At 43.9% G+C, this 22,602-nt stretch carries 21 protein-coding genes and 1 other RNA gene; 8 read left to right on the top strand and 14 right to left on the bottom strand.

Features of this window, described 5'->3' with window-relative positions; translation table 11 throughout:
• Nucleotides 1-160 precede the first annotated feature (160 nt).
• Together prmB and aroC are read left to right on the top strand one after the other, a co-directional pair.
• A complete protein-coding gene (prmB, locus tag IOD06_RS06800; RefSeq protein ID WP_194620136.1) occupies nt 161-1,327 on the top strand; it encodes a 50S ribosomal protein L3 N(5)-glutamine methyltransferase in 1,167 nt (388 codons plus the stop codon).
• Between the two features lie 76 nt (nt 1,328-1,403).
• Entirely contained in the window at nt 1,404-2,507 is a 1,104-nt protein-coding gene (gene aroC / locus IOD06_RS06795) for a chorismate synthase (RefSeq protein WP_194620134.1), read from the top strand.
• Nucleotides 2,508-2,715: 208 nt separating this feature from the next.
• On the opposite strand, the gene IOD06_RS06790 is transcribed toward aroC, so the two are convergent.
• The 4 genes from IOD06_RS06790 to IOD06_RS06775 form a co-directional block, all read right to left on the bottom strand.
• Nucleotides 2,716-2,916, bottom strand: coding sequence for a hypothetical protein (locus IOD06_RS06790; RefSeq protein WP_194620132.1), 201 nt, complete (start codon nt 2,914-2,916; stop codon nt 2,716-2,718).
• 161 nt (nt 2,917-3,077) lie between these two features.
• Nucleotides 3,078-4,907, bottom strand: a complete 1,830-nt coding sequence (gene creC, locus IOD06_RS06785; RefSeq protein WP_194620130.1) for a two-component system sensor histidine kinase CreC — start codon at nt 4,905-4,907, stop codon at nt 3,078-3,080.
• 214 nt (nt 4,908-5,121) lie between these two features.
• Nucleotides 5,122-5,904 carry a response regulator gene (locus IOD06_RS06780; protein WP_194620128.1) on the bottom strand — a complete coding sequence of 261 codons (783 nt, stop codon included), beginning with the start codon at nt 5,902-5,904 and terminating at the stop codon, nt 5,122-5,124.
• Nucleotides 5,905-6,148: 244 nt separating this feature from the next.
• Complete coding sequence (locus tag IOD06_RS06775; RefSeq protein ID WP_194620126.1) at nt 6,149-7,534, bottom strand: glycerophosphodiester phosphodiesterase family protein; 1,386 nt, start codon at nt 7,532-7,534, stop codon at nt 6,149-6,151.
• Between the two features lie 174 nt (nt 7,535-7,708).
• On the opposite strand from IOD06_RS06775, the gene IOD06_RS06770 reads away from it, so the two are divergent.
• The 3 genes from IOD06_RS06770 (at nt 7,709) to IOD06_RS06760 (ending at nt 9,588) form a co-directional block, all read left to right on the top strand.
• Entirely contained in the window at nt 7,709-8,380 is a 672-nt protein-coding gene (locus tag IOD06_RS06770) for an alpha/beta hydrolase (protein ID WP_194620124.1), read from the top strand.
• An 85-nt stretch (nt 8,381-8,465) separates the two neighbouring features.
• Nucleotides 8,466-8,844, top strand: a transfer-messenger RNA (tmRNA) gene (gene ssrA, locus IOD06_RS06765).
• Between the two features lie 366 nt (nt 8,845-9,210).
• Nucleotides 9,211-9,588, top strand: coding sequence for a hypothetical protein (locus IOD06_RS06760; RefSeq protein ID WP_194620123.1), 378 nt, complete (start codon nt 9,211-9,213; stop codon nt 9,586-9,588).
• 146 nt (nt 9,589-9,734) lie between these two features.
• Here IOD06_RS06760 and IOD06_RS06755 read toward each other — a convergent pair whose 3' ends face one another.
• The 3 genes from IOD06_RS06755 to IOD06_RS06745 all read right to left on the bottom strand — a co-directional run bounded on the left by IOD06_RS06755 (nt 9,735) and on the right by IOD06_RS06745 (nt 12,276).
• Nucleotides 9,735-11,396: an alkaline phosphatase gene (locus IOD06_RS06755; protein WP_194620122.1), complete on the bottom strand. Its 1,662-nt coding sequence runs from the start codon at nt 11,394-11,396 to the stop codon at nt 9,735-9,737.
• Nucleotides 11,397-11,544: 148 nt separating this feature from the next.
• Complete coding sequence (locus tag IOD06_RS06750; RefSeq protein WP_194620121.1) at nt 11,545-11,934, bottom strand: hypothetical protein; 390 nt, start codon at nt 11,932-11,934, stop codon at nt 11,545-11,547.
• Between the two features lie 108 nt (nt 11,935-12,042).
• On the bottom strand, nt 12,043-12,276 hold the full coding sequence (locus IOD06_RS06745) for a hypothetical protein (protein ID WP_194620120.1): 234 nt from the start codon (nt 12,274-12,276) through the stop codon (nt 12,043-12,045).
• Between the two features lie 182 nt (nt 12,277-12,458).
• Between IOD06_RS06745 and IOD06_RS06740 the strand changes: the two genes are divergently transcribed.
• Entirely contained in the window at nt 12,459-12,773 is a 315-nt protein-coding gene (locus IOD06_RS06740) for a hypothetical protein (protein WP_194620119.1), read from the top strand.
• Between the two features lie 115 nt (nt 12,774-12,888).
• Here the strand turns inward: IOD06_RS06740 and IOD06_RS06735 are convergent, their stop codons facing one another.
• Nucleotides 12,889-13,404, bottom strand: a complete 516-nt coding sequence (locus IOD06_RS06735; protein WP_010199475.1) for a hypothetical protein — start codon at nt 13,402-13,404, stop codon at nt 12,889-12,891.
• A gap of 320 nt (nt 13,405-13,724) precedes the next feature.
• Between IOD06_RS06735 and recJ the strand changes: the two genes are divergently transcribed.
• On the top strand, nt 13,725-15,536 hold the full coding sequence (recJ, locus tag IOD06_RS06730; protein WP_194620118.1) for a single-stranded-DNA-specific exonuclease RecJ: 1,812 nt from the start codon (nt 13,725-13,727) through the stop codon (nt 15,534-15,536).
• 93 nt (nt 15,537-15,629) lie between these two features.
• On the opposite strand, the gene IOD06_RS06725 is transcribed toward recJ, so the two are convergent.
• The 6 genes from IOD06_RS06725 to IOD06_RS06700 form a co-directional block, all read right to left on the bottom strand.
• A complete protein-coding gene (locus tag IOD06_RS06725; RefSeq protein ID WP_010199481.1) occupies nt 15,630-16,295 on the bottom strand; it encodes a trimeric intracellular cation channel family protein in 666 nt (221 codons plus the stop codon).
• 89 nt (nt 16,296-16,384) lie between these two features.
• Nucleotides 16,385-17,020 (bottom strand): trimeric intracellular cation channel family protein, encoded by a 636-nt coding sequence (locus tag IOD06_RS06720; RefSeq protein ID WP_194620117.1) that lies wholly within the window; start codon nt 17,018-17,020, stop codon nt 16,385-16,387.
• Nucleotides 17,021-17,034: 14 nt separating this feature from the next.
• Nucleotides 17,035-18,171, bottom strand: coding sequence for a multidrug resistance efflux transporter family protein (locus IOD06_RS06715; protein ID WP_194620115.1), 1,137 nt, complete (start codon nt 18,169-18,171; stop codon nt 17,035-17,037).
• Nucleotides 18,172-18,241: 70 nt separating this feature from the next.
• Nucleotides 18,242-18,973 carry a 7-carboxy-7-deazaguanine synthase QueE gene (gene queE, locus IOD06_RS06710; protein WP_194620113.1) on the bottom strand — a complete coding sequence of 244 codons (732 nt, stop codon included), beginning with the start codon at nt 18,971-18,973 and terminating at the stop codon, nt 18,242-18,244.
• 226 nt (nt 18,974-19,199) lie between these two features.
• Nucleotides 19,200-20,021, bottom strand: a complete 822-nt coding sequence (gene dapD, locus IOD06_RS06705; RefSeq protein WP_010199491.1) for a 2,3,4,5-tetrahydropyridine-2,6-dicarboxylate N-succinyltransferase — start codon at nt 20,019-20,021, stop codon at nt 19,200-19,202.
• Nucleotides 20,022-20,186: 165 nt separating this feature from the next.
• A complete protein-coding gene (locus IOD06_RS06700) occupies nt 20,187-21,128 on the bottom strand; it encodes an alpha/beta fold hydrolase (protein ID WP_194620111.1) in 942 nt (313 codons plus the stop codon).
• Nucleotides 21,129-21,430: 302 nt separating this feature from the next.
• Between IOD06_RS06700 and IOD06_RS06695 the strand changes: the two genes are divergently transcribed.
• A complete protein-coding gene (locus tag IOD06_RS06695; protein ID WP_194620109.1) occupies nt 21,431-22,546 on the top strand; it encodes an FAD-dependent oxidoreductase in 1,116 nt (371 codons plus the stop codon).
• Nucleotides 22,547-22,602 lie beyond the last annotated feature (56 nt).

The raw sequence follows: 22,602 nt of genomic DNA, 5'->3' as shown, positions 1-22,602 counted from the left end.
ATGCTGTTTTTTTCACACTAAGAAGCACAGTGATTGGCGCTATCTAGCGTTTGCGTCTATAATGGTTGGCTAGATTCTTATTTAATAAGTCAGCTCATTATAAAGAGCAATTTAACTTACCCGCATGTCGTCAGTGGACATGTAACCAGCAAGGTGCAATATGTCAGAAGACCAAACAATGAGCGCAGAAGAGTTTCAAAATCAGTACCTCAACGACGATGGTCTAGAGGGTGGTATGGTATTTGATTCAGAGACTGGGCTTCTCGGTGAAGACGATCAATTTGCCAATTTGCCTGCAGAACTCGAAGAAGCACGCGAGCAGCTGGTCAGTATTCGCGATTTTATACGTTTTTCGGTTACTCAGCTTCGTAATTATGATGTGGTCGTGGCTCAAGGAACGACTGATGAGTTTGCTGAAGCATCGGCGATAGTATTGCATTCTTTGTCGTTAGATTGGTCGGCGAATGAGCAGATCCTAGACTGCCGGTTGACCACATCAGAGAAGCAAGTGGTACTGAGCTTGCTAGAAGAGCGTATCGCTGAGCGTAAGCCTTTGAGCTATTTGATTAATTTATCGTACTTTTGTGACTTGCCTTTTTATGTCGATGAGCGAGTTTTGATTCCGCGTTCACCTGTGGCAGAGCTGATTCGTCAGCAGTTCCATCCGTACTTTGATACCAATGAGCTGGCCAAGCCATTGGGTATGAATGTCAACGATCAGGCAACCGCTTTTTACGATCATGGTTTAGATATTAAGCAACTATCACAGCCTGAGCGTGTTTTAGACTTATGCACGGGTTCTGGTTGTATTGCGATTGCGATTGCAACACGTTTCGTCGATGCATTGGTCGATGCCGTGGATATTGATAAAGGTGCGCTTGAAGTGGCGATGGTCAATGTAGATCACCATGATCTTGGTCATCAAGTGAATGTGATTGAGTCGGATCTGTTTGCCAAGATTCCTGCTGAAAATCAATACGAGCTTATCGTTACCAATCCTCCGTATGTCGATGCTGCTATCATGGCAGATTTACCGCCTGAATTCTTATATGAGCCTGAGCACGCATTAGCGGCAGGTCAAGATGGACTGGATCTGGTACATCGCATTCTTTTTGAAGCACCAGATTACCTAAGCCCAGAAGGTCTACTTGTCTGTGAAGTGGGCGATAGCGAATGGGCACTAAAGCAAGCCTATCCTGAGATTCAGTTTGACTGGTTGAAGTTTGCTCATGGCGGTCATGGGGTGTTTGCGATTACCTATGATGAGCTAATGGCACATCGTCAGCTGTTTGCTCCTTTTGTGCAGATGTTAGACAGTCATCAATAGGTCTAGACTGGCAGTCAATAATTATAAATAATGGGTCAAATTAGCATAAGTTGCGTTTACTTGTTTAAGGATAAATATGGCAGGCAATAGTATTGGGCAGGTTTTTACGGTTACCACGTGCGGTGAGTCGCATGGTGCTGGTCTCATGGCAATCGTCGATGGCGTACCACCGGGTTTAGCATTATCCGCAGAAGATTTGCAGATTGATCTAGATCGCCGTAAACCGGGTACGTCTAAGTACTCGACCCAGCGCCGCGAGTCTGACGAAGTTGAGATTATCTCTGGTGTGTTTGAGGGTAAGACAACTGGCACGTCTATTGGCCTGCTGATTCGTAATACCAATCAAAAATCCAAAGACTATAGCGAAATAAAAGATACCTTCCGTCCCGGTCACGCTGATTATACTTATAGTATGAAGTATGGTTTTCGTGATTATCGTGGTGGCGGGCGCTCCTCAGCGCGTGAGACTGCGATGCGTGTGGCGGCAGGTGCTATCGCTAAGAAATATCTACAAGAACGCCTGGGTGTGCAAGTCCGTGGTCATGTCACGCAAATTGGCAATGAGTACAGCAATATCCTAGAACCTAGCAAAATCGATTGGGACTTTGTAAATAGTAACCCGTTCTTTTGTGCGGATGCCGATGCTGTCAGTCGCTTTGAGACTTTGATAGATAACCTACGCCGTGAAGGTACTAGCTGTGGCGCACGTTTAGATATTATCGCCAGCGGTGTACCCGTTGGACTGGGTGAGCCGGTATTTGATCGTCTCGATGCAGATATCGCTCATGCGATGATGAGTATCAATGCCGTCAAAGGTGTTGAGGTTGGTGATGGTATGGCAGTTGCAGGGCAGTTTGGTCATAGCTCTCGTGATGAGCTGACGCCAGATGGCTTTACTGCCAATCATGCGGGTGGCATCTTAGGGGGTATCTCATCAGGACAAGATATCCGTGTCAGTATTGCACTTAAGCCAACCTCTAGCATTACGACGGCTGGCAAGAGTATCAATACGCAAGGGGAGTCGGTTGATATGCTCACCAAAGGGCGTCATGACCCTTGCGTTGGGGTACGTGCCACGCCCATTGCAGAAGCCATGCTAGCCATTGTTTTATTGGATCACTATCTGCGGCATCGCGGTCAAAACGCGGATGTGATGCAGCCAGTAGAGTCGATTACTTAGGGTAGCTTTTCGAATTATATCCTAGAGATTTAAGCCCTTGATTGTTTCTGATAATTTTATTAGAAACAACCAAGGGTTTTTTTGTGGAAGGTTAAAAATGAGTGACTCAACAGGTAGGGCGCGATCAGCAAACTAATAATGTAGTGGATTTACTTTGAAACAGATGCAGTGCGACTGGGATGAGTTTTTCGTAGCCTTAATAATAGTTCTAAGCAGCTACTTGATAATCATCAACCGCCACACACTGCTGATAGCGAAATACTAGTAGCAATTGCTGACTAGGAATGGCCAACCAATGGCCGAATTCGATACTATCGATGCCTTGGTTCGATAAAGTCTGTGCGCAATGCTGACGATTGTAGCCTAAGCAATTTTTTATCATTTGGTTTTGATTAGTAGATTTTTTCATAGCATTTCTATCCTTAGTTTTGATAACGAATTTGAATGACGCTATCGTAAAACAAGCAGATAGAAAACCTGTGTAGGAACGATGGAAATTTAATGAATTGTCGTTATTAATCATTTTGTTTCTGAGTATAGAAAGTGAGCGCGTCTATTTTAGCCAAACATTTATTCTTTAGCTAAAGGCAAGGTAATACTGACCATCACGCCTGAATACTGCGTAATAGCAGCATTATTTTCAGTGAGAATGCTACTACTGTCATCATTATTTGCTTGAATATTGCTAATAGCAACCTGACCGCCGTGATGCTCAATAACTTGCTTGACCAAGGTTAAGCCAAGTCCCGTCCCTTTTTTTGGCGTATTACCAGACATGCTAGGCTGCGTTTGCTCAGTATCGGGAGTTGAACTTTTCTCTGTTGAAAATATTGATAGAGGCTCTGATGTAGTATCAGTAGATTGACTCTGGTGCGATAAACTGAAATAACGGTCGAATACTTTACCAACGGCGTAATCAGGTAATAATTTACCATTATTAAATATATCGATAGTTACGGTTCGCGCAGAATTGTTTTGCGCGGTGCTGTGCAGATAAATAGCGACTGTACTATCGGCAAAGTGGATGGCGTTATCCAATACGTTTTGCAGCACCTGTACCAACCAAAACTGGTCAGCGCAAACGCTGGTATTTGCCAAGATATCTGGTGATAAAGTCACTGTTTCAGTAACCCGTTTATCATCAAGATAAATGCCGATAGGCGCTAGGTGCTGCTGTTGCAATTTAGCGGTGTTGTCTTTTGCAAGGGTTTGCAGTAACGGTAGTAGAGGTGTCAGCTGCCGATTCAGCTTAAAGCTCGGTTGTTCAACCTTAGCAAGTAATAGCAAACGGTCAATTAATTGCTGCATTTTGATACTTTGTTCACCAATGGATTGGATGAGCATCTGTCGGTCTTCCTCATCAAGCCCGTCGTCTTCTAGCAACTCACTGCTGGCACGGATAGCAGTTAAGGGGCTTTTGAGCTCATGGGTGAGGGTATGGACATAGTCGGTGACATAGGCACGATTTTCCAACCGATGCTTCATGGATTCGATGGTATTTGTTAAGCTGTTAAGCTCATGACCTAAGTAAAAATAGGGCTTTTTGGTATCCTCTGCCAGCGCACTGGTATATTGGGTAACCAAGGTGATGCTTTGCTTAAGCCACCATGCGACCAGTCCTGCTAATATAAGGGCAGCAATACTCATGAGCAGTGCTGTGATAAGCATGCGATTGCGCGTATTGTCCAAATAAGGCAACACGCTCGCGACAGGCTTGCCGACGCTGACGATACCAATCAGGTTGCCAGCGTTATTCTTTATTGGCTGCGCCACATACATGACCGTACCATCGCGCTGACTATGGTCTCGTGTCGTACTTCTAGCACCATATTCACCTTTTAACGTTAAATAAACATCGTTCCAGCGACTATAATCTCGTCCTTCATCATTGTCGGGTTCAGGCAGAGAGTCATATATGACGACGCCTTTATCATCCGTTACGTATATCCGAAAGCTGCTATAATTTTTGTTTTTATACTCAGGCTCTTGAGTTTCGCCAATTACTGGCATGCCAATAAATGCCGTATCAAGTCTTCTTTGATAGGCATCATCGTATAGCTGCCCTGAAGACAGTGGCATCTGTAAACTTGCCGCCAGCAATTTGCTGGTATCTAATAACGTGTCTTCGATGACTTGCTGCGCCGTCGGTTTGACATAACCAAACAGTTGAGTAAATGCGACCACACCGCAGATAATCAATACTAACGCCAACGCAAGCCAAATCCTAAAAAAAATACTCAAATTCAGCAGTCGTTTTGGTTTAGTCGTTTGCTGCGCGGTGCCAATGGGATGCAGTTTTGCATACCAATTGCTTTGGCTGGCATCAGTGCTATTGTCAGCCTTGTTATTAATATGAGTATTAGGGCGGCTATTCACGCTATCACTGGTTTTATGATTCATATTTTTAGGTATGCTACTTGACGTTATAGAAGATCGGTTTTAATCAAAATACGGCTATATGGTCGATACTAAATAAAATGGGTACACGACATGATGATGCGTGACTGGCACAAACTTTTCTTGCTTGCTGTGCCTACGCAGACAGAGGCTACGAAAAATTTATACCAGTCACGCTGTCCCTTTTTTATATTGACCTGACTATAGTTAGTTATGACTAAGCGGGACATAATGCGTAACCCAATCCACGATGAGTATGAATGACCTCAATGCTCGCGTCGACAGTGGCCAGCTGCTTACGAATGGACTTAATATGACTGTCTATGGTTCTGGCCAAGCGATGATCAGGGTAGTCGCTCACAGCGCTGAGTAATTGCTCACGGCTAAAGACTTGATTGGGTGCTTGCAATAATGTCAGCAAAATTTTGCGCTCGGTATTGCTGAGCTCCAGCTTTTGCTCTTGCCACATCAAGGAGTAATTGAGCGGTTGGTAATGCCAAACGCCAGATTGACATTCAAACGTTAATGCTTGTCCTGACATACTATTTGAAGAAGCACGGTTAGTTGTATTATCGGTGGCTGTGGTATGAGTAGCAGATTGCTTAGACAGTAATTGCTCACGTCGCCAAATGGCTTTTAGACGGGCAACCAACTCGCGCGGGCTAAAAGGCTTGGCACAATAATCATCACCGCCCATCTCTAAACCCAAAATCCTATCAACTTCGTCGCTACGAGCCGTCAAAAATACGATAGGGATGTCTTTTAAGCCATCGATATCAGGGGTGTGTCGTATTTGCTGGCAGAGGCTGAGACCATCACCATCTGGCAAGCCAACATCTAAAATAATCGCCGATAGATCTTGCGCCTCAAGGCTATGAAGCATTGGCAACACGCTGCTCGCATTATCTAGCCAAGTGATTTTCCAGCCTTCACGTTTGCAAGTAACTTTGAGTGACATCGCAATAGCAGGATCGTCTTCCACCAGTAAAATATGGGTCATAGTTTCTATATCGTTTTATAATTTTAGTAAATTATCGTAGCACAAAACAGCAGCCTGCTCTTGCTACCACCATCCAAACAGTGTGAAAACTTGATGGAAAAGCAGGGTATTGAGCAAATGGTCTATTATTTAATGATGCTGATACAACCAATGGAAAATAAAAAACCAGCTTAACAATAATTAAGCTGGTATTGGGTGTGTCTTAATATTAGACACTTAGATAAGAAAAAGGAGTCGGATTAACCTATTTTAAGCCTTTACAGTTGGCATAATAACTCACCGTAGCGGGCCAATCTGAAAAGATGCCTTGGACACCGACGTCTTGTGCCAACACATCGATATAATTCATCATATCACCATCATTATTGATAGCCTCGCCAAGACCACTATAATACCAGTCACCGCCATCGGTTAATGGCCCTGAACGCTCTATTGACCACGTAATGATTTTTAGGTCATTGGCTTTTGCTTGTTTTGCATAGGCTGACGGTATCATTTTTCCATTGTCATCAGTTGTGACTAATAGCCAAAGTGCTGGCGCAATGATGTTAATGCCACGGGCTTTGATCTCAGCCAAGGAGTGCTTCCATGTTGTCGCATCATCTTTATCAAACGTCTTGTTTTTAGCGGTTTCATTACTGTCATCGATGAGATAAACGGCATTGGCACCATAAGCTGGCTCATTTTTTATCCAGTAATCAAGGTCTTCTATATTGAATGACTGCGCAAATACATCGTTTGCAGGAACACCCGCTGCCTTATAAGTCTCTATGAGCTGCTGGCGGTAATCATCTAAACGATAGCCATTGAACGGCATGGTCACTGCGGGCGCTTTTAGCTCAGGCGTGTGCTTCATACCCAGTTGGCGTGCCAATGCGATATGCTCTTTCAAAGTCAATACCTTGCCATTTTGCGAGTATAAGTCCGTTCGCCAAGGCGCAGTCGCATTCATATATTCATCGATACTAGTCGCTTTTTTATTCGCGGCGTCCATTTTGCCCGTCAATGTTTTAAATTGATTGGCACTGATGTCTGAGGTACGGCATTCAATACTGTCGGCATTGGTCAGTACACCATTGGCATCTATGATTGGCGGTACGGTGCACTGTTTGGCCAGCGGGGTAGCAAGGATATTAGTAGTGGTATGCAGATCGTCTTGTGCATGGCGGCAGACCAGCTCGCCGTCATTGGTAAAAGCCACGTCACATTCCAAGATACCTGCGCCCATTTGCGCTGAGGCAACATAGCTGTCATAAGTGTGTTCTGGCAGTTGCAGCGGTGCACCGCGATGCGCGATAGAAAAGTTGGTTTTGCTAGGCGTTTGCGCACTACAAGCCAACAGCTCTTCTTTTAATGGGCTCTCATCCATATCATTGATCAAATAAAATGGACGAACACCATAGGTATAAGCTTGAGGCGTGGCAGGCAGGTTTTTTGGTAGTTGTTTTAGTGATGGCTTGATAGTTTGATTGGATGTTTGAGTCAATGTGGTATTGCGTATATCGTCTGCGGCCATTGATAGGGTGCAAGTGGCCCCTAGTGCTATGGCTATACTGACCGTCTTAATGGTTTTAAATGGCGTTTTTTTGAGTTGATTGAGCGTCGCCACTGAATTATCTAACATTGTCATGTAAACTGTCCCTACAAAAAGTGAAAAATAATAAGTACAATATTGCTGTCATTTATCCATCCCTTACGTTACCTGATAATTTTTAAAAGATAATGACAGGCGAGTGATTGTTACAAAAATATTTCACTCCCAATTCTCAAAGCTAAACTATCAAAATTGTATTAAGGATCAGTCATGACTGACTATTTAGACGCTGTTATCGTTGAGCATAACCCTAGCCAAAAAACCATCAACCGTGCTGTTATTTGGCTTCATGGCTTAGGTGCCAGTGGTCATGACTTTGAGCCTGTGGTACCGCAGTTAGGATTGGCTAATGATATGGCAGTACGCTTTATCTTTCCACATGCACCTAAGCGCCCAGTGACCGTGAATGGCGGGATGGTGATGCCTGCTTGGTACGATATTTTAGAGATGAGCCTTGAGCGCAAAATCGATGTGGCTCAAATTGAAGAGTCTGCCCAACAGATCAATGATTTGATTAGCCGTGAGGTTGAGCGCGGTGTTGCTCCTGAGCATATTGTGATTGCAGGGTTTTCGCAGGGCGGGGCAGTGGCTTATCATGTGGCACTCGGCTATCCGAAGCGCTTGGCTGGCCTGATGACGCTCTCTACGTATTTAGCAACCAATGATAATATTGATTATAGTGCTGCTAATAGAGACATGCCAATATTGATTGAGCATGGTACTCACGACCCAGTCGTTCCTGTGATCTTAGGCGAGCAAGCGCAGCAGCTTTTATCAGCAAAAGATTATAATGTGTCTTATAATACCTATCCAATGGCACATCAGGTATGTATGCCACAAATTCAAAATATTGGTAAATGGTTAAATAAAGTATTGGCTTAGAGAATTGAGCTGTAACGTAATGTAATGAGGGTGTTTTATAGGTTGAAAGTTGGTACTTAATTCCTATATAATACTCGACCTTATTGGGGATGTTCTGGCTTCGACGCTGGTGATGAAACTCAATGATGCATGTCGAGAGTATATGTCCTCTCGTTAATCCAACATATATTGTTATAGTCGCAAACGACGAAAATTACGCTCTAGCAGCATAAACCCAGTTTACTTGGTTTAGACCCTGCTTACTAAGTTGCTGATCACCTACAGTTGGTCAACTAAGTTGAAGCGTCCGCATGTAGGCTCGCCACAAGGGATTGTCTCAATCGCTTGGGTTCAAAAGTAGAGAATCGGCTAATCCATCCTGACTGTCGGATCGGTGCAGACTAAAATCAAAGACAGAAACTAAACATGTAGATTCATGAGCGTAATGCTGGCGGACGCGGGTTCAACTCCCGCCATCTCCACCAAATATTTTAAATGAAGTCAGTCACTTAGGTGGCTGACTTTTTTTATGGCAATTTTTTGTTATTAGCTTTCCTGATTAGCTTATATAAGCTTAATCATATCAACTATAAACAATAGTTACTTGGAGGAGTTTAGTTGATGCGGTGTAATGGACATTTTTTATGCTGGCTCAGGTTTTAAATCTATATACCGTCTTACTATTACCAACCGCACACGCAGTTTTACATTTCCTGTCTTAAAAAATAGCCCTCTATCTTATAGGATACATTAACAAAGCACGACCTACCAAGCATGCAAATGAATGCTGGGTGATGGTCATAAAGTCAGGCGTGCTAACGTATATTATAATTTAGGTCAGGGATATATCCATGTTTGATATCAAATCATTTTTTAAAAGAGAAGTAGAAAAAAAACTCATCAATGTAGACGATTATATTTTTATGCCTGAGCGAGTAGAGATGGAGCTGGAGGGCGGATTATTAAATTGTGTACTCAACAGTGATGGTCGAGTCGATATTTTTTATAGTAAGCAAGGCGTGACAGAGGTCAGCTCGGCATCGCGTAAGCATCCCTTTACGGCATTCGAAACCGAACTATATCATGGTGTTTATGATGACGTTATTAATGATTTGATCAAAGAAGTAGACAAGATTATCGATGGCTCTTCTAAGTATTTTAGTCGCAGTAAAATACTGCCTTTTGCAGCAGCTCTGTCACAGAGTCCAGTTGACAAAAACAAGTTCTAAGCCAAAGTAATAAGCTGAGAGGAGTGGATGGTACAAAGGCTCAGCAATAAAAAGGGTGCGTTATTTATAACGCACCCTTTTTGTTGTTTTGTATTCTCAACGAAGATTACTTTGATGCTTTAAATATCTGTAGCACTTAACGATACTTATATTTTCATCCCGACTGCTTTATTTGCAGCAGCTAAAGCAGAGACGTTGGTGATAGGACGAGATTGACTGCCTTCAACCAAGTGATTGGTCTTCGTCTGAGTATACAGCCCTTTGGCAAAGCGAGTACTGTCATCGCGCTCAGTCAGCGTATCGGTATAATACCAGTCGCACTGGCAGGCCTGCTCGGTGATGTCGAGTAGCATATATCCATGATCGGTTTGATTGTTAAACTTCTGATGGGGATTAGCCTCTGGTCCATTGTTATTTTCAGGGAAGGCAAGGGACGTCAGAGCAGGGCAAACGAACTCGACAGCCAGCGACCCTGCACCAGTATTTGGGTTGTAGCTGCTAGCATCAAATGGGTTTTTACAGACATCAAAAGCGAAGGAAGCGTGATAATCGCCAGTCAGCACGACGGTGTTATCGATATTGTTGTCTTCAATAAAATTGAGCAGACGATCGCGCGCACTGGCGTAGCCATTCCAAATATCTCCGGAGTTGGTCGCAGATGCACCTTTGAACGGCGCTAAAATGACTTGTTGTCCCAGTATTTGCCATGTCGCATCGCGGCGCTTTCCCTCTAGCATATTTAGATATAGCCAGTTTTCTTGCTCAAGTCCTAGCAGTTGACGCTCGGGCTCATTACTGGCTGTCGCATCTAGCTTTTCACGGCCAAATATACGCGTGTCTAACATATTTAGATCAAACAACTTACCAAACTCAAAGCGTCGATAAATCCGCAGCTGACTGTCGAGCTCGTTGCTACTATCGTCACGGATAGGCATCCACTCGTGATAGGCGCGAACCGCTGACATTTTGCGCTCTATATAGCTGCCTTTACTGTCAGTATGGAACCGAGCACCACCCTTCCATGAGTTGTCTGCGATCTCATGATCATCCCAAACAGCGATAAAGGGATGTTGGCGATGACATTCTTGCAAGTCAATATCAGTACGATAGCAGGCGTAGCGACGACGATAATCTTCTAAGCTAATGATTTCATTTTTTGGGTCTATCGGACGCTCTTCTATCAAGGATTGATCGCGATAAAAGCCCTCTGGATACTCATAAATATAGTCACCCAAATGCAATACGGCTGATATATCTGCTTGTTTAGCGATATCTGCATAGCCATTAAAATAGCCATAACCATAATTAGAGCAGGAAACCACTGCTAAGCGCACGCGATCTACTTCGCTGGCTGGCAAGTCTGCATTGGGTATCGTACGCGTGCGACCGATAGGGGATGTATAGCCTAAAGCTTCAAAAGCGTAATAGTAAGTGGTATTAGATTGGGGAAGTTTTGGGTCGACTTTGACGGTAAAATCAGACTCTGAGGTGGCCAATGCTCTGCCGCTAGCGACAATGTTTTTGAGCTCTGGATCTGTCGCGATGACATATCCGACTGGAATGCTAGTGGCACTGATACTGCCGTCATTGGTGATTCGTGTCCACAGTATCACTCGATCATGCAAAGGGTCACCGCTGGCGATACCGTGTACGAAAGGTGCTGCACCTTGATAACCTAAATCGTCTACCTTATCTAAGGTATTCGAATTGGTGGAGTCATCGTCTGATGAGCAAGCACTTAGCTGGGTCAACAAAGTACCTGCTACGGTCACCTGACCGCCTAGTTTTATAAACTCACGTCTTTTCATCTATCATCCTTGATATAAAGTGAATTTCATTTACACCTAATTTATACGAGTAAGCTGGGTTAAGCAATCGCTAACCCAGCTTGTGTCAATATTAATATCAATGTCGAAAATACATTGTCAAAAATGTATTTGGCTACTTATTAAAAGTTTATTTGGTGAAACTTGCATAACACGTTTGTAAAGATTTGGCGACGACTCTGGTTACCAACTGTGTGCGATACTGTGTGTCTATCGCTGCATTACCCAATTCAACAAGGGTCACTTGCTGCGGGGCTTGCTCACTGACACAGCCACAGACATTGCTTTTTATGGCTTCTTCTTGCGTTTCAGTCATGGCTACACTGGCAATGCGCCAAGCGCTTTGATTTTCAATCTGACTACGGCACTGATTATCAACTGCTGCTTTAAATACGTTCATACCGATATTATTTGCTGTACCAATCGCATTGCCAGCATTAGTATTCATACCGTCCGTCGTTGTGCAACCCGCTAGGGCGAAGGTAGCAAGCATAGCCGTTGAGATTAAGATTTTTTTCATGGGTTAGTCCTTTAAAGTGTCGGCGCTATTTAGAACTGTATATTATCAGCAAAACCTAATAATGACACCATCAACTATACCGTATCTGATTTTAGAGGATTCACTCTGTTAATCCAGCCATGCATAAGGATGATAATACGTATAGGCTTTATAACCAATGTATCCAATAATCATCAGTAAACCACCCACGATAAATAACCACGTAGTGATGTGTTTCCACGAAAAGTTATCAAAACTGTCATTAAACACCGCAGAAATACTGGCGATGAAAAGCATGATGCAACCCAACAGCAGCATTACTGTTGACGTGAACTCATAACCATCTATTCTAAAATGTGGCATGTAATAATCTACGTATAAAATTCATCTTAATGTAACGAGTTTTATAGATAAGAGAGATGAAATTTACATGGAGTATTTATGTAGTAAATCCACTATAAAAGTTCGCATTGTCGACCCACTTGGATCTGACTATGCACAGAGAAGTGATTCAAAATATATTTTAACTAGGGGTAAAATGTCATATGAATCGTAAGTTACTTATTTTCTGTGTCTTAATTGCTTTAATACCCAGCCTGTTTTTTATAAGAAGTGTATATGTGATGTCTGATTATCATATAGAGCAGTGTCATTGGAAAGGCTCTACATCAAAAGTCATGGGAGATGGATTTAGTTTTGATAACGATGTTCGGCTCGAAGATGGGGTAATTCTCATAGAGAACAAACCAACAGCGAAAATAATGGTTAGAAAGTATCGTCCTTATGCAGATAACATTATTATAATTAGTGATATAGAGTATTCTGAGTTAGAAATGTATTATGAAAAAGGCTGTCATTAAATTGAGAAATTAAACCTATATATGCATATGCGTAACTAAGCACAAAAAAACCAGCTAAGACAATGCGTCTTAGCTGGTTTTACTTTATAGAGCTATTCTCTATTGTTTAACAGAGTTAGACATTCTTGCCGTGTTGCTTTTGCTGAATGTCTTTTGCTAATTTGTAGCACTCTTCGATATGATCATTCGCGATTTTTTTGAAAATCATATAGCCCATCGTAGCAGCAACCATTTGGCCACCTAACGGGATGAATTTCGTCACTTGCTTGGCAGCGATACGACCGCCGAAGCCTTGTACGGTCTTTTTGACGATACCGCGCGTCGCCATTAATCCTGCAAAATCGACAGTACGATCTTTTAGAGCACCCCAATGAATCGCGCGTGACTCTAGGTCAACTGCTGATTGACGTCCTTCAATCAAGCCAAAGCGTTCACTGATTTCTGGCAATAGTTGGGTAAGCATGCCCGCATCCACAGCAACATCAAAAAATGGCACAGGAATGATGGCGACACCGGCAGAATATTTGGCGCGTTTTTTGACCAGCTTTTGGCACTCTTTTTTTACTGTTTCCAAATCTAAGCTAGGATCGATAGTATTTGGTAGTTTTTCAGCGGTTGGTGTGGTTTTCATAACGCATCCTTATAAATAGTTAAAATAAAAAAATCAGATTAAAAGTCTCAATAGATAGCAAGTCTCTCAGTTGGTTACTATTTTATGGATTTATAAGAGGCATACAATCATTGCTTTGTAGCAAAATGCAGAAAAATACGGTCACTATGCACCGTTTTTGTAAATGCGCAGTTATGTGCGCTAGGTAGGTAAGCATGGATAACTTGATTTACGCAGGCAGTAAAGTATGATTTATTACAATGTAATGCAATCAAAAACGATATACCGAGGCATTATAAATTACCATTGTGACCCTCTGCTAAAGCCAGTAGAATAGCCTCATGCTAAATTTAACCCCCCGTTATACCAGCACTCGCATCGACGAGTTGCCCACCGCGTTGCAACCACTTGCCGCCCAATCATTAACGCTCGCTCGCTTATATGCAGCTCGCGGTATTACCCAGCCCGATGAGCTTGAGACTGGCCTGTCAGGTCTGTTGCCCGCAGAGATGCTGCATGGCGTCACAGAAGCAGTGCGTCTATTAGACGTTGCCATCGATGACGGTCAGCGTATCCTTATCGTGGGCGATTTTGACTGTGATGGCGCGACCAGTACCGCGCTGATGATGCGTGCACTCAAAAAAATGGGCGCAGTCGTCGACTTCCTAGTACCAGATCGCTTTAAATACGGCTATGGTCTGACGCCAGAGATTGTCGAATTAGGCATTAAGACGTATCAGCCAGAGTTGATTGTCACGGTAGACAACGGTATATCAAGTCATGAAGGCGTGGCACGTGCGCAAGCCGATGGTATCACTGTGATCATTACAGATCATCATCTGACGACCAAAGAGACACCACCTGCTGAAGCGGTGGTCAATCCCAATCAGCTCGACTGCAACTTTACCAGCAAAGCGCTCGTAGGGGTCGGCGTGGCATTTTATGTGCTCGGACGCTTAGCCAAGCTGCGCCGTGAAGCCGATAAATCTACCGTCCAAGTCAGTCAGTATTTGGATTTGGTGGCGCTTGGGACGATTGCTGACGTTGGTGTACTGGATAAAAACAATCGCATCTTAGTGCATCATGGTCTAGCGGCTATCCAGCAAGGACGCTGCTGTCTGGGTATATTGGCATTGCTTGAGCAAGCGGGCCGTGATCCTAAGAAGATGCAGGCACAAGATTTTGGTTTTGTGTTAGGGCCTCGTATCAACGCTGCCGGACGTATGGACAATATGCGCATCGGTATCGAGTGTCTATTGACCGAAGACTGGAGTACGGCGCAGCGCTTGGCGCAAGAGCTTGAGCAGCTAAACCGTACCCGTCGTCACGTAGAAGGTGAGATGCGCGCGCAAGCGGATAGCATCGTACAAGCATTAGCTGCTACTAATAACGATAATGATGCTGACGAAAGCGGCGATACTATTACTCAGCATAAAACTGAGAGACAGGCTGTTAATAATCAAGATCGCAGCATTATTTTGTATCAAGATGACTGGCATCAAGGTGTTATCGGTATCGTCGCTGGACGTTTAAAAGAAAGTCATTATTTGCCCAGTATCGTTTTTGCGCCAGCAGATACAGAGCGTACAGGTGACGACGATGCCATTAAAGGTTCTGCGCGGTCTATCGCTGGCGTGCATATTCGTGATGCGATTGAACAAGTTGCTGAACGCTATCCTGACTTAATCAGCCATTTTGGTGGTCATGCGATGGCAGCAGGTCTGACCTTGAAGCGTCGCAATTTTGAGGCATTTGCCACAGGGTTCAATGACGTCATGGCAGAGATGGAGGATGACGTATTTGCAGAGCAGAAGTTCACTGATGGAGCGTTGCAGGCGAGCGACTTTAGCTTATGGTTTGCTGAGCATTTGGCCAATGCCAGTATTTGGGGTCATGGCTTTGCACCGCCGATATTTGATGGGGTGTTCGAAGTATTAAGCTTTAAGGTATTAAAAGACAAGCACCTTAAACTATCACTGCGTTATCCTGATGTGCAGTATCCGATTGAAGCGATTTATTTTAACTTCGATAGCGAGGCATGGGACTATCGTGCCGAAAAAGTGCACGTGTTATTTCAATTGGATATTAATGAATGGAATGGCAAACAAAGTCTGCAACTGATGGTAAGGGACTTAGCAGTCGTTAGTGAATAAAGATGTTACCTTATTCTAAGACTACGAAAAGACAATAATAGGGCGTCAACTGTGTTTAAAGTTGACGCTTTTTTAATATTGGCATTGTAGGGTTCAATACTTCCATTCAAGAGCAGGGAATTGCCAATCGTAGCGAATGGCGAGCATTCTTAACGTAAAAATCGTAGTCATGGCAGAGATGTCAGCAATCCAATCCGCCACACCTAAATTGTGCAGGGCAAAGTATAGAATGCCGCCTGTTAAGGCTGCGGTGATATAAATCTCTTGCTGTAGCACCAGCGGAATCTCATTGCAAATCATATCGCGGATGATGCCGCCGACAATAATAGTAATCACCCCAAGCAATAAGGCCACGGGCACATTGGCGCCCATACTATCGGCAACCTTGATACCAATCAAGGTAAAGGCTGACAGACCAATGGTATCGGAGAGCTTGAGAAATCTATCGACGCGTCTAGAATTAGGACGAAAAAATATTTGTGTCGCTAATGAGCAGAAGGTGATGACGGTCAAGTAGCTCATATCTACCATCCAAAACAGTGGATGACGATCCAAAATTACATCACGGACGGTGCCGCCGCCGATAGCGGTCACGATTGATACCAACAAGCAGCCAAAAACGTCGAATTTTTTATGTTTTGCTAGGATAGTCCCTGAGATACTACAAGCCACAATGCCGATCATGTCAAACAAGTAGAGCAAAGAACGCGGGTCGAACGTCGTGATCAGTACCGTAGGGTCCAATGCGATAGCCAACATGTGCGAATCTCAGTAGGTTTTTATGATGATTGGCTAAGCATTATAAGCGAATATAAGAGAGGTTGCTTTTTAAACAATCCAAATCCGTCTTATTTAACCAAGCGAATAGAGGGCAGGTGCCAATCAAAGCGCAACGCTAACATTCGCACTGCAAAGATAACACCCAGCATAACAAATTCATTCAATCCGGCATCCATACCCCAACTGTCAAGCAGCAAATAAGTGACCGAGCCTACAATACTTGCAGAGATATAAATCTCGCGCTGGAGCACCAGCGGTATCTCATTACAAATAATATCACGTAGCATACCGCCAATGATGGCTGTCCAAACACCCATCATAATGGCAATCACGGGCGACATATCTTGGGTCAATGCTATTTTAAAACCAATAACGCTAAAGGCAGCTAGCCCAATGGCATCAAAGAGTTTGAGCGCATTATCAATCTTGTGATACAGATGAAAAAATATCTGTAAGATAAGGGAGGTGACAGTGATGACAATCACATAGTTAAGATCGGTCATCCAAAATAGCGGATGGCGATCTAGCGCCATATCGCGTAGCGTACCACCGCCAATGGCATTGACCATCGAAACTAAGATGCAGCCAGCAATATCGAAGCCCTTGTGCTGCGCCAGCAAAGTACCGGCGATAGCACAAGCAATCACACCAACCATATCGAGTAAATACAGCAGAATATCAGGAAAAATAAAATTATTCATCATAGCGTTATTTGGTCTCACCCATCTTTGGCAAATAGTACCAGTCCCAACATAATCAGCCCAATACCGACCAACCCCAATGTGGAAGGTATCTCGTTGTTGAGCAATAATATACCGCCTATCAAGGCAAATATCACCTCGCTGGCTTGAGTAGAATCAACGCCCGCAACCTCACTTGAGGTAACCGCTTGCTCACGTGCATACAAAAATATGGTGGTCGCTGCCACACCCGCCAATAGAGCAACGAGCAACGTATTAAATATTTGTGAGACTTGCGGTTGATCAGGGCGCACTATAATGCCTAAAAACATCCAAAATGGCAAACTCCCGAGCGTCATTAGCCATACTTTATTAAAGGCATTTTGCAGCAGCGTGGTTTCGATAGAAGGAATGCGAGCAATTAGGTTTTGTAAGGATGATGTTGCCGTCTCACTTTTATATGTACTATTGATATCGGTAGCATCATATGTGGTAGCTGGTAAATCATAGGCTTCAGATATAAGTGGCTCATTATGATTGAGATTGTCTCGTTGAGCCTTTAACGCCGCTGCTTCTTGTAGATGAGTATTACGCTGGCGAGCATTATGAGACGCTTGCCAAACCAATTGATTGCCAATGGGATAGCTAAAAGCGGCGATGAGAGCAGGTAATGCGCCATAGAGCAGCATATCAGACATGGGGACGGCGTCAGCATCGACTATGGCCGCCGCGTGCAATCCTTCGCTGACATTGACCAGTACCACACCGATAAAGACAATAACGGCATAGACGATGAACTTTTTATCAAAACGTTGGCCAAATGCCAGTAAGACGAACAGGCTAGTCACGACGGTAAACATAAAGGTGGCTGCTACCACCCAACCGGCGACATGGTCAGCGGCATAGCAAATACCCGTATAAAATAGCCCGAACCCGATACTGCCAGTCATGCACCAGAAACCCCAGTGCTGAAAAAAAATCGCTGTCAGCGCTTTAATACGACCAAAACCATGTTGCATCACGATAACAGCGGTGATAATCAACCACATAAAGACATAGCGGAGACTGGCTGACCAAAACCAGTGACCGCCTGCATCACTCATCAGCTCGTTTAAAATAAAAGTGGAACTAAAGAACGCACCCGCCAACAAGCCGAGTAAAATGAGTTTGACCATCCCTGTATCCTTACCGTTGGCTATATGTCCGTTCGTTTAGCGATTTTTACCTGCTTTTTTGTGGGCTTTTCTATTTACCTTTAGCATCTGCCCAAATGATTTTGTGCAATTGTAATTGAAAGCGGACAGGCAAGGCATCAGCCAGCATCCATTCAGCAAGTTCTCGTGCTAACACAGGTACGTCAGGGCTAAACTGTTCATCGATATCATCGGCGACGTTAAACATCGGAGAAAACCAAACGGTTCCGACCAATTCATTTAGCTTATGCTCGATTAGCATAGCTTGCGCCCAGTCGTAATCTTTACGGTTCATGATGACAAACTTGATTTGGTCATGCTGAGTAAGATGGTCCAAATTTGACCATAAGTTTTTATCGACCTCGCCTGAGCTTGGCGTTTTAAGATCCATCACCTTGCTGACCGCTGTTGGTACGTTTTCTACCGTGAGCGCGCCTGCGGTTTCAAGGGATATCTCATAACCATCGCTCAGCAAACGTTTCATCAATTCAATGGCATTCGGCTGTGCTAATGGCTCGCCGCCTGTCAGACAAATACGCTTGCAAGGATAACCTTTGATAGTTTCTATAATGGTCTCTAGCGACTGACGTTCGCCGCCCGTAAATGCATATTCGGTATCACAATAGACACAGCGCAGCGGGCAGCCAGTTAGACGCACAAATATCGTCGGCAAGCCTGACGTTATTGCCTCACCTTGCAAAGAGTAAAAAATTTCAGTCAGACGTAATCCTGCTTCAGGGTCGGTGACAGGAATAGCGGCGGTGCGTAATGGTGATTCACTCATAATATGTCAAATACAGTTAAAGGTTGATAAGGCGATCAGGCACTTATCAATCGTAATAAAAAAGGCAGATGGTTGTGTGGGTGTTTTTATGTTTGCATAAAGCCAAACCAACAAAGGATTATAACGTAACGCCTTATATTAAGCTGCAAAAAAGATGCTGGAGTCATCCTCCAGCATCTTTATATAAAACAATATTATTTAACAACTAATGGTACGTGCTAAATATCTAGGCTAAGCGTAATAGCTCATTTACCGATGTTTTTGCACGAGTTTGCGCATCCACTTTTTTCACGATGATAGCAGCGTACAAGCTGTGTGTGCCATCTTCTGACGGTAAGCTACCCGGTACGACAACAGAACCTGCTGGTACACGGCCGCGATGAATCTCGCCAGTCTCGCGATCATAGATACGCGTTGACTGACCGATAAATACACCCATCGAGATGACTGAGCCTTCTTCGACGATCACGCCTTCAACGATTTCAGAACGCGCACCGATGAAGCAGTTGTCTTCGATGATCGTTGGATTCGCTTGCAATGGCTCCAATACACCGCCGATACCAACGCCGCCTGATAGATGCACGTTTTTACCGATTTGGGCACATGAACCGACCGTTGCCCACGTATCGACCATCGCGCCTTGATCGACATATGCGCCGATGTTGACATACGACGGCATTAATACTGCGCCTGCCGCGATGAATGAGCCTTTACGAGCGACTGCCGGTGGTACAACGCGTACGCCTGCTTCTTTAAACTGTGCTTCAGTCCAGTTAGCAAATTTAGTCGGTACTTTGTCATAAAACTGTACATGTTCGCCAGCTGCTTGAACGTAGTTGTCGTTTAAGCGGAATGATAGTAATACCGCTTTTTTTGCCCATTGATTGACGACCCATTCGCCATCTTTCTTTTCGGCAACGCGCAAGCTACCGTTGTCTAGTTGCTCAAGGACTTGATTGATAGCATCACGTACGTCTTGTGGCATAGTGCTTGGGCTGTATTCATTGCGGTTTTCAAAGGCTTGTTCGATGGTTTGTTGTAATGACATGGATAAAAATTCCTAAGATGGATGAAAGGTAAATAAAAAGATTTTATCGTTAACTATATCGTAAAGAATCGACTAAAAATATTGCCTGCCACATTGTCGCTAATTTGGCAGCTTTTAGCAAATAAGTTGGGCGTAATGGTCATTGCTTATAATAAATAATGCCGTCTAGACCGTTGAGCTATTATCGTCTATCCATTCTAAGATATCGTGATAGACCACTTTATTAGCCTGCTCATGTAGGGGCTCGTGGCGCATGTTTGGATAGAGCTTTACACTCACGTTATTAAAATTTTGTTTCTTTAGGCGGCTGACAATATTACGAATGCCGCTGCCCATGTCACCGATGGGGTCGCTTTTTCCACTGGCAAAAAGCATCGGAAAGTCTTTGGCAATTGTCGTGGCCCAGCCTTTATGCAAGCTAGTTGCCATCAAGGTAAACAACGTCATAAAACCATTATTGGTAAAGTCAAAACCCGTGAGTGGATCGGCTTCATAAGCGGCGATATTGGCTGGGTTTTCACTGATCCAAGCAAACTGTGAGTCAGAAGTACGGTTATTAAGCTTGCTGTTAAGCACCTTGTTCATTACATTGGCAAATACGGCGTTTGGCTTTCTTGGTGCGGCTTTGGCTAATAGTTTATTAATAGGCAGTAGTACTTTGGTCAACGGATTGGCATCAGCAGTACCCATCAAAATCGCACCGGCAAAGTCTTGAGCATGGTGCTTTAGGACATTACGAACAATAAATGAACCCATAGAGTGTCCCATGACAAAGTGCGGCACATGAGGATGACGAGCCTTTAAGCTATCAGCCATAACGATGACGTCTTTTAACAACGACTGCACCGGATGCTCGCTGCCAAAAAACCCCAAATCAGCGTGTGTTTTTACCGTTTGACCATGACCAAGCTGATCGTAAGTTGCTACGGCAATACCATTATCAGCCAAAAACTGGGCAAAGTCCGTATAGCGACCGCTATGCTCTGACATGCCATGGACGATCAGTAGCGTGGCTGTAATCTTTTTGTCGCTATCGCGCGGCTCAAAGAAGGTATGATGCAGATAGTGAGTATTATCAGAGGAGGTGATCTGGTCAGAATTACTCATAAGCGTAGAATCCTTGCATGGTTAGAGGATAAAAACAAACTGTTTTTATGGTTTTTAAGTGTTTAACGACGAGCACTAAACGTATTGTCGATATGGCTTTGCTAGAGAATAAGCCGTCAGTCAGGTTGTATTATCACGATAGATGATTGCTGCCACCAATTTAATCACAAAGTCTTAGCAGGTCAATATTATTTACTGAATCGTCGTTATCGTACAATAGTCTTGCTTTAAATGCTTTTAACTTATGTTTTAATTTCTATTGCCAAACCATTCAAAAACTATCAAAGACACTGAGCGATGAGATGCCCACAAAAAAAATGCCTGTAAAAAAACTACTGTTGGCAGGTGCTGGTCATGCGCATATTGGCTTGTTGCGTCGACGCTGTATGACACCTTCCATCAAATTAGATATCACATTAATCAGCGCACAGCCGCAGTTTGTTTACTCTGGTATGTTGCCTGGTTGGATGGCGGGACATTATACTTTAGATAATATCCGTATCGATATAAAGTCACTCTGCTCTCAAGCAGGTGTGCGCTTTATTCAGCAGCCAATCACAGCAGTAGACGCTAAATCTCAGCAAGTCATGACCGCTGACGATAGGCATTATAGCTATGATGTATTGTCATTAAACACCGGTGCAGATACCGATATGCGCTGGTTACATAATGCTGAGACGAGTAGTGTTATCGCTATTAGGCCATTATCAGAATTTATCACACATTGGCAGCAGATTCTGACGGAAGCCCGACAATCTAAAAAGTATCAACTGGCTATCATTGGGGCTGGAGCGGCAGCGATAGAGTTGGTCATGGCTGCTCAAGTCGCGCTACAGCAAATCAATACTAACCATCAAGTGACACTGGTGTGCGGTAAGCATCTTTTATCGGGATTTAATCCGCGTTTTCAGCAGCGTGTTATGAAGCAGCTATATCGCCATGGCATTAAGATGGTTCAGGAGCGAGCAACAGATTATCGTGATGGTCAGTTGTCAACCGCTACTGACTCGTTGACGATGGATGCGGTTATCGCTGCGACTGGCGTGATGGGGTCGGCATGGACAGCTGCTACTGACTTGCAAACCATTGATAATGGTTTTATCGCCGTCAATGCCCTGCAACAAAGCGTCTCCCATCCGAATGTGTTTGCTGTCGGCGATGTAGCCACGCGAGTAGATAAAGACATGGCACATTCGGGGGTTCATGCGGTACATGGCGGTGCTATAGAAGCTGGTAACCTACTGGCATATCTGAGAGGCGAGCCTATGCAGAAGTATCAGCCCAAAACACGTACGCTATATTTATTGTCTTGCGGCGATAAATACGCTATCGGCAGTTGGGGCAGATTTAGCGTACAAGGTCGCTGGGTTTGGTATCTAAAGCGGCAAATTGACAAGCGCTTTATAAATGCAAAATAACCCTGTTGACCCGCTTTATGATTTACATTTGACCATGATATTTCCTTTTTAATAAA

The organism is Psychrobacter sp. N25K4-3-2 (assembly GCF_015351755.1).
Lineage (GTDB): Bacteria > Pseudomonadota > Gammaproteobacteria > Pseudomonadales > Moraxellaceae > Psychrobacter > Psychrobacter glaciei.
The sequence above is the reverse complement of the archived record's forward strand: the minus strand, read 5'-3'. Positions and strand labels throughout refer to the sequence as shown.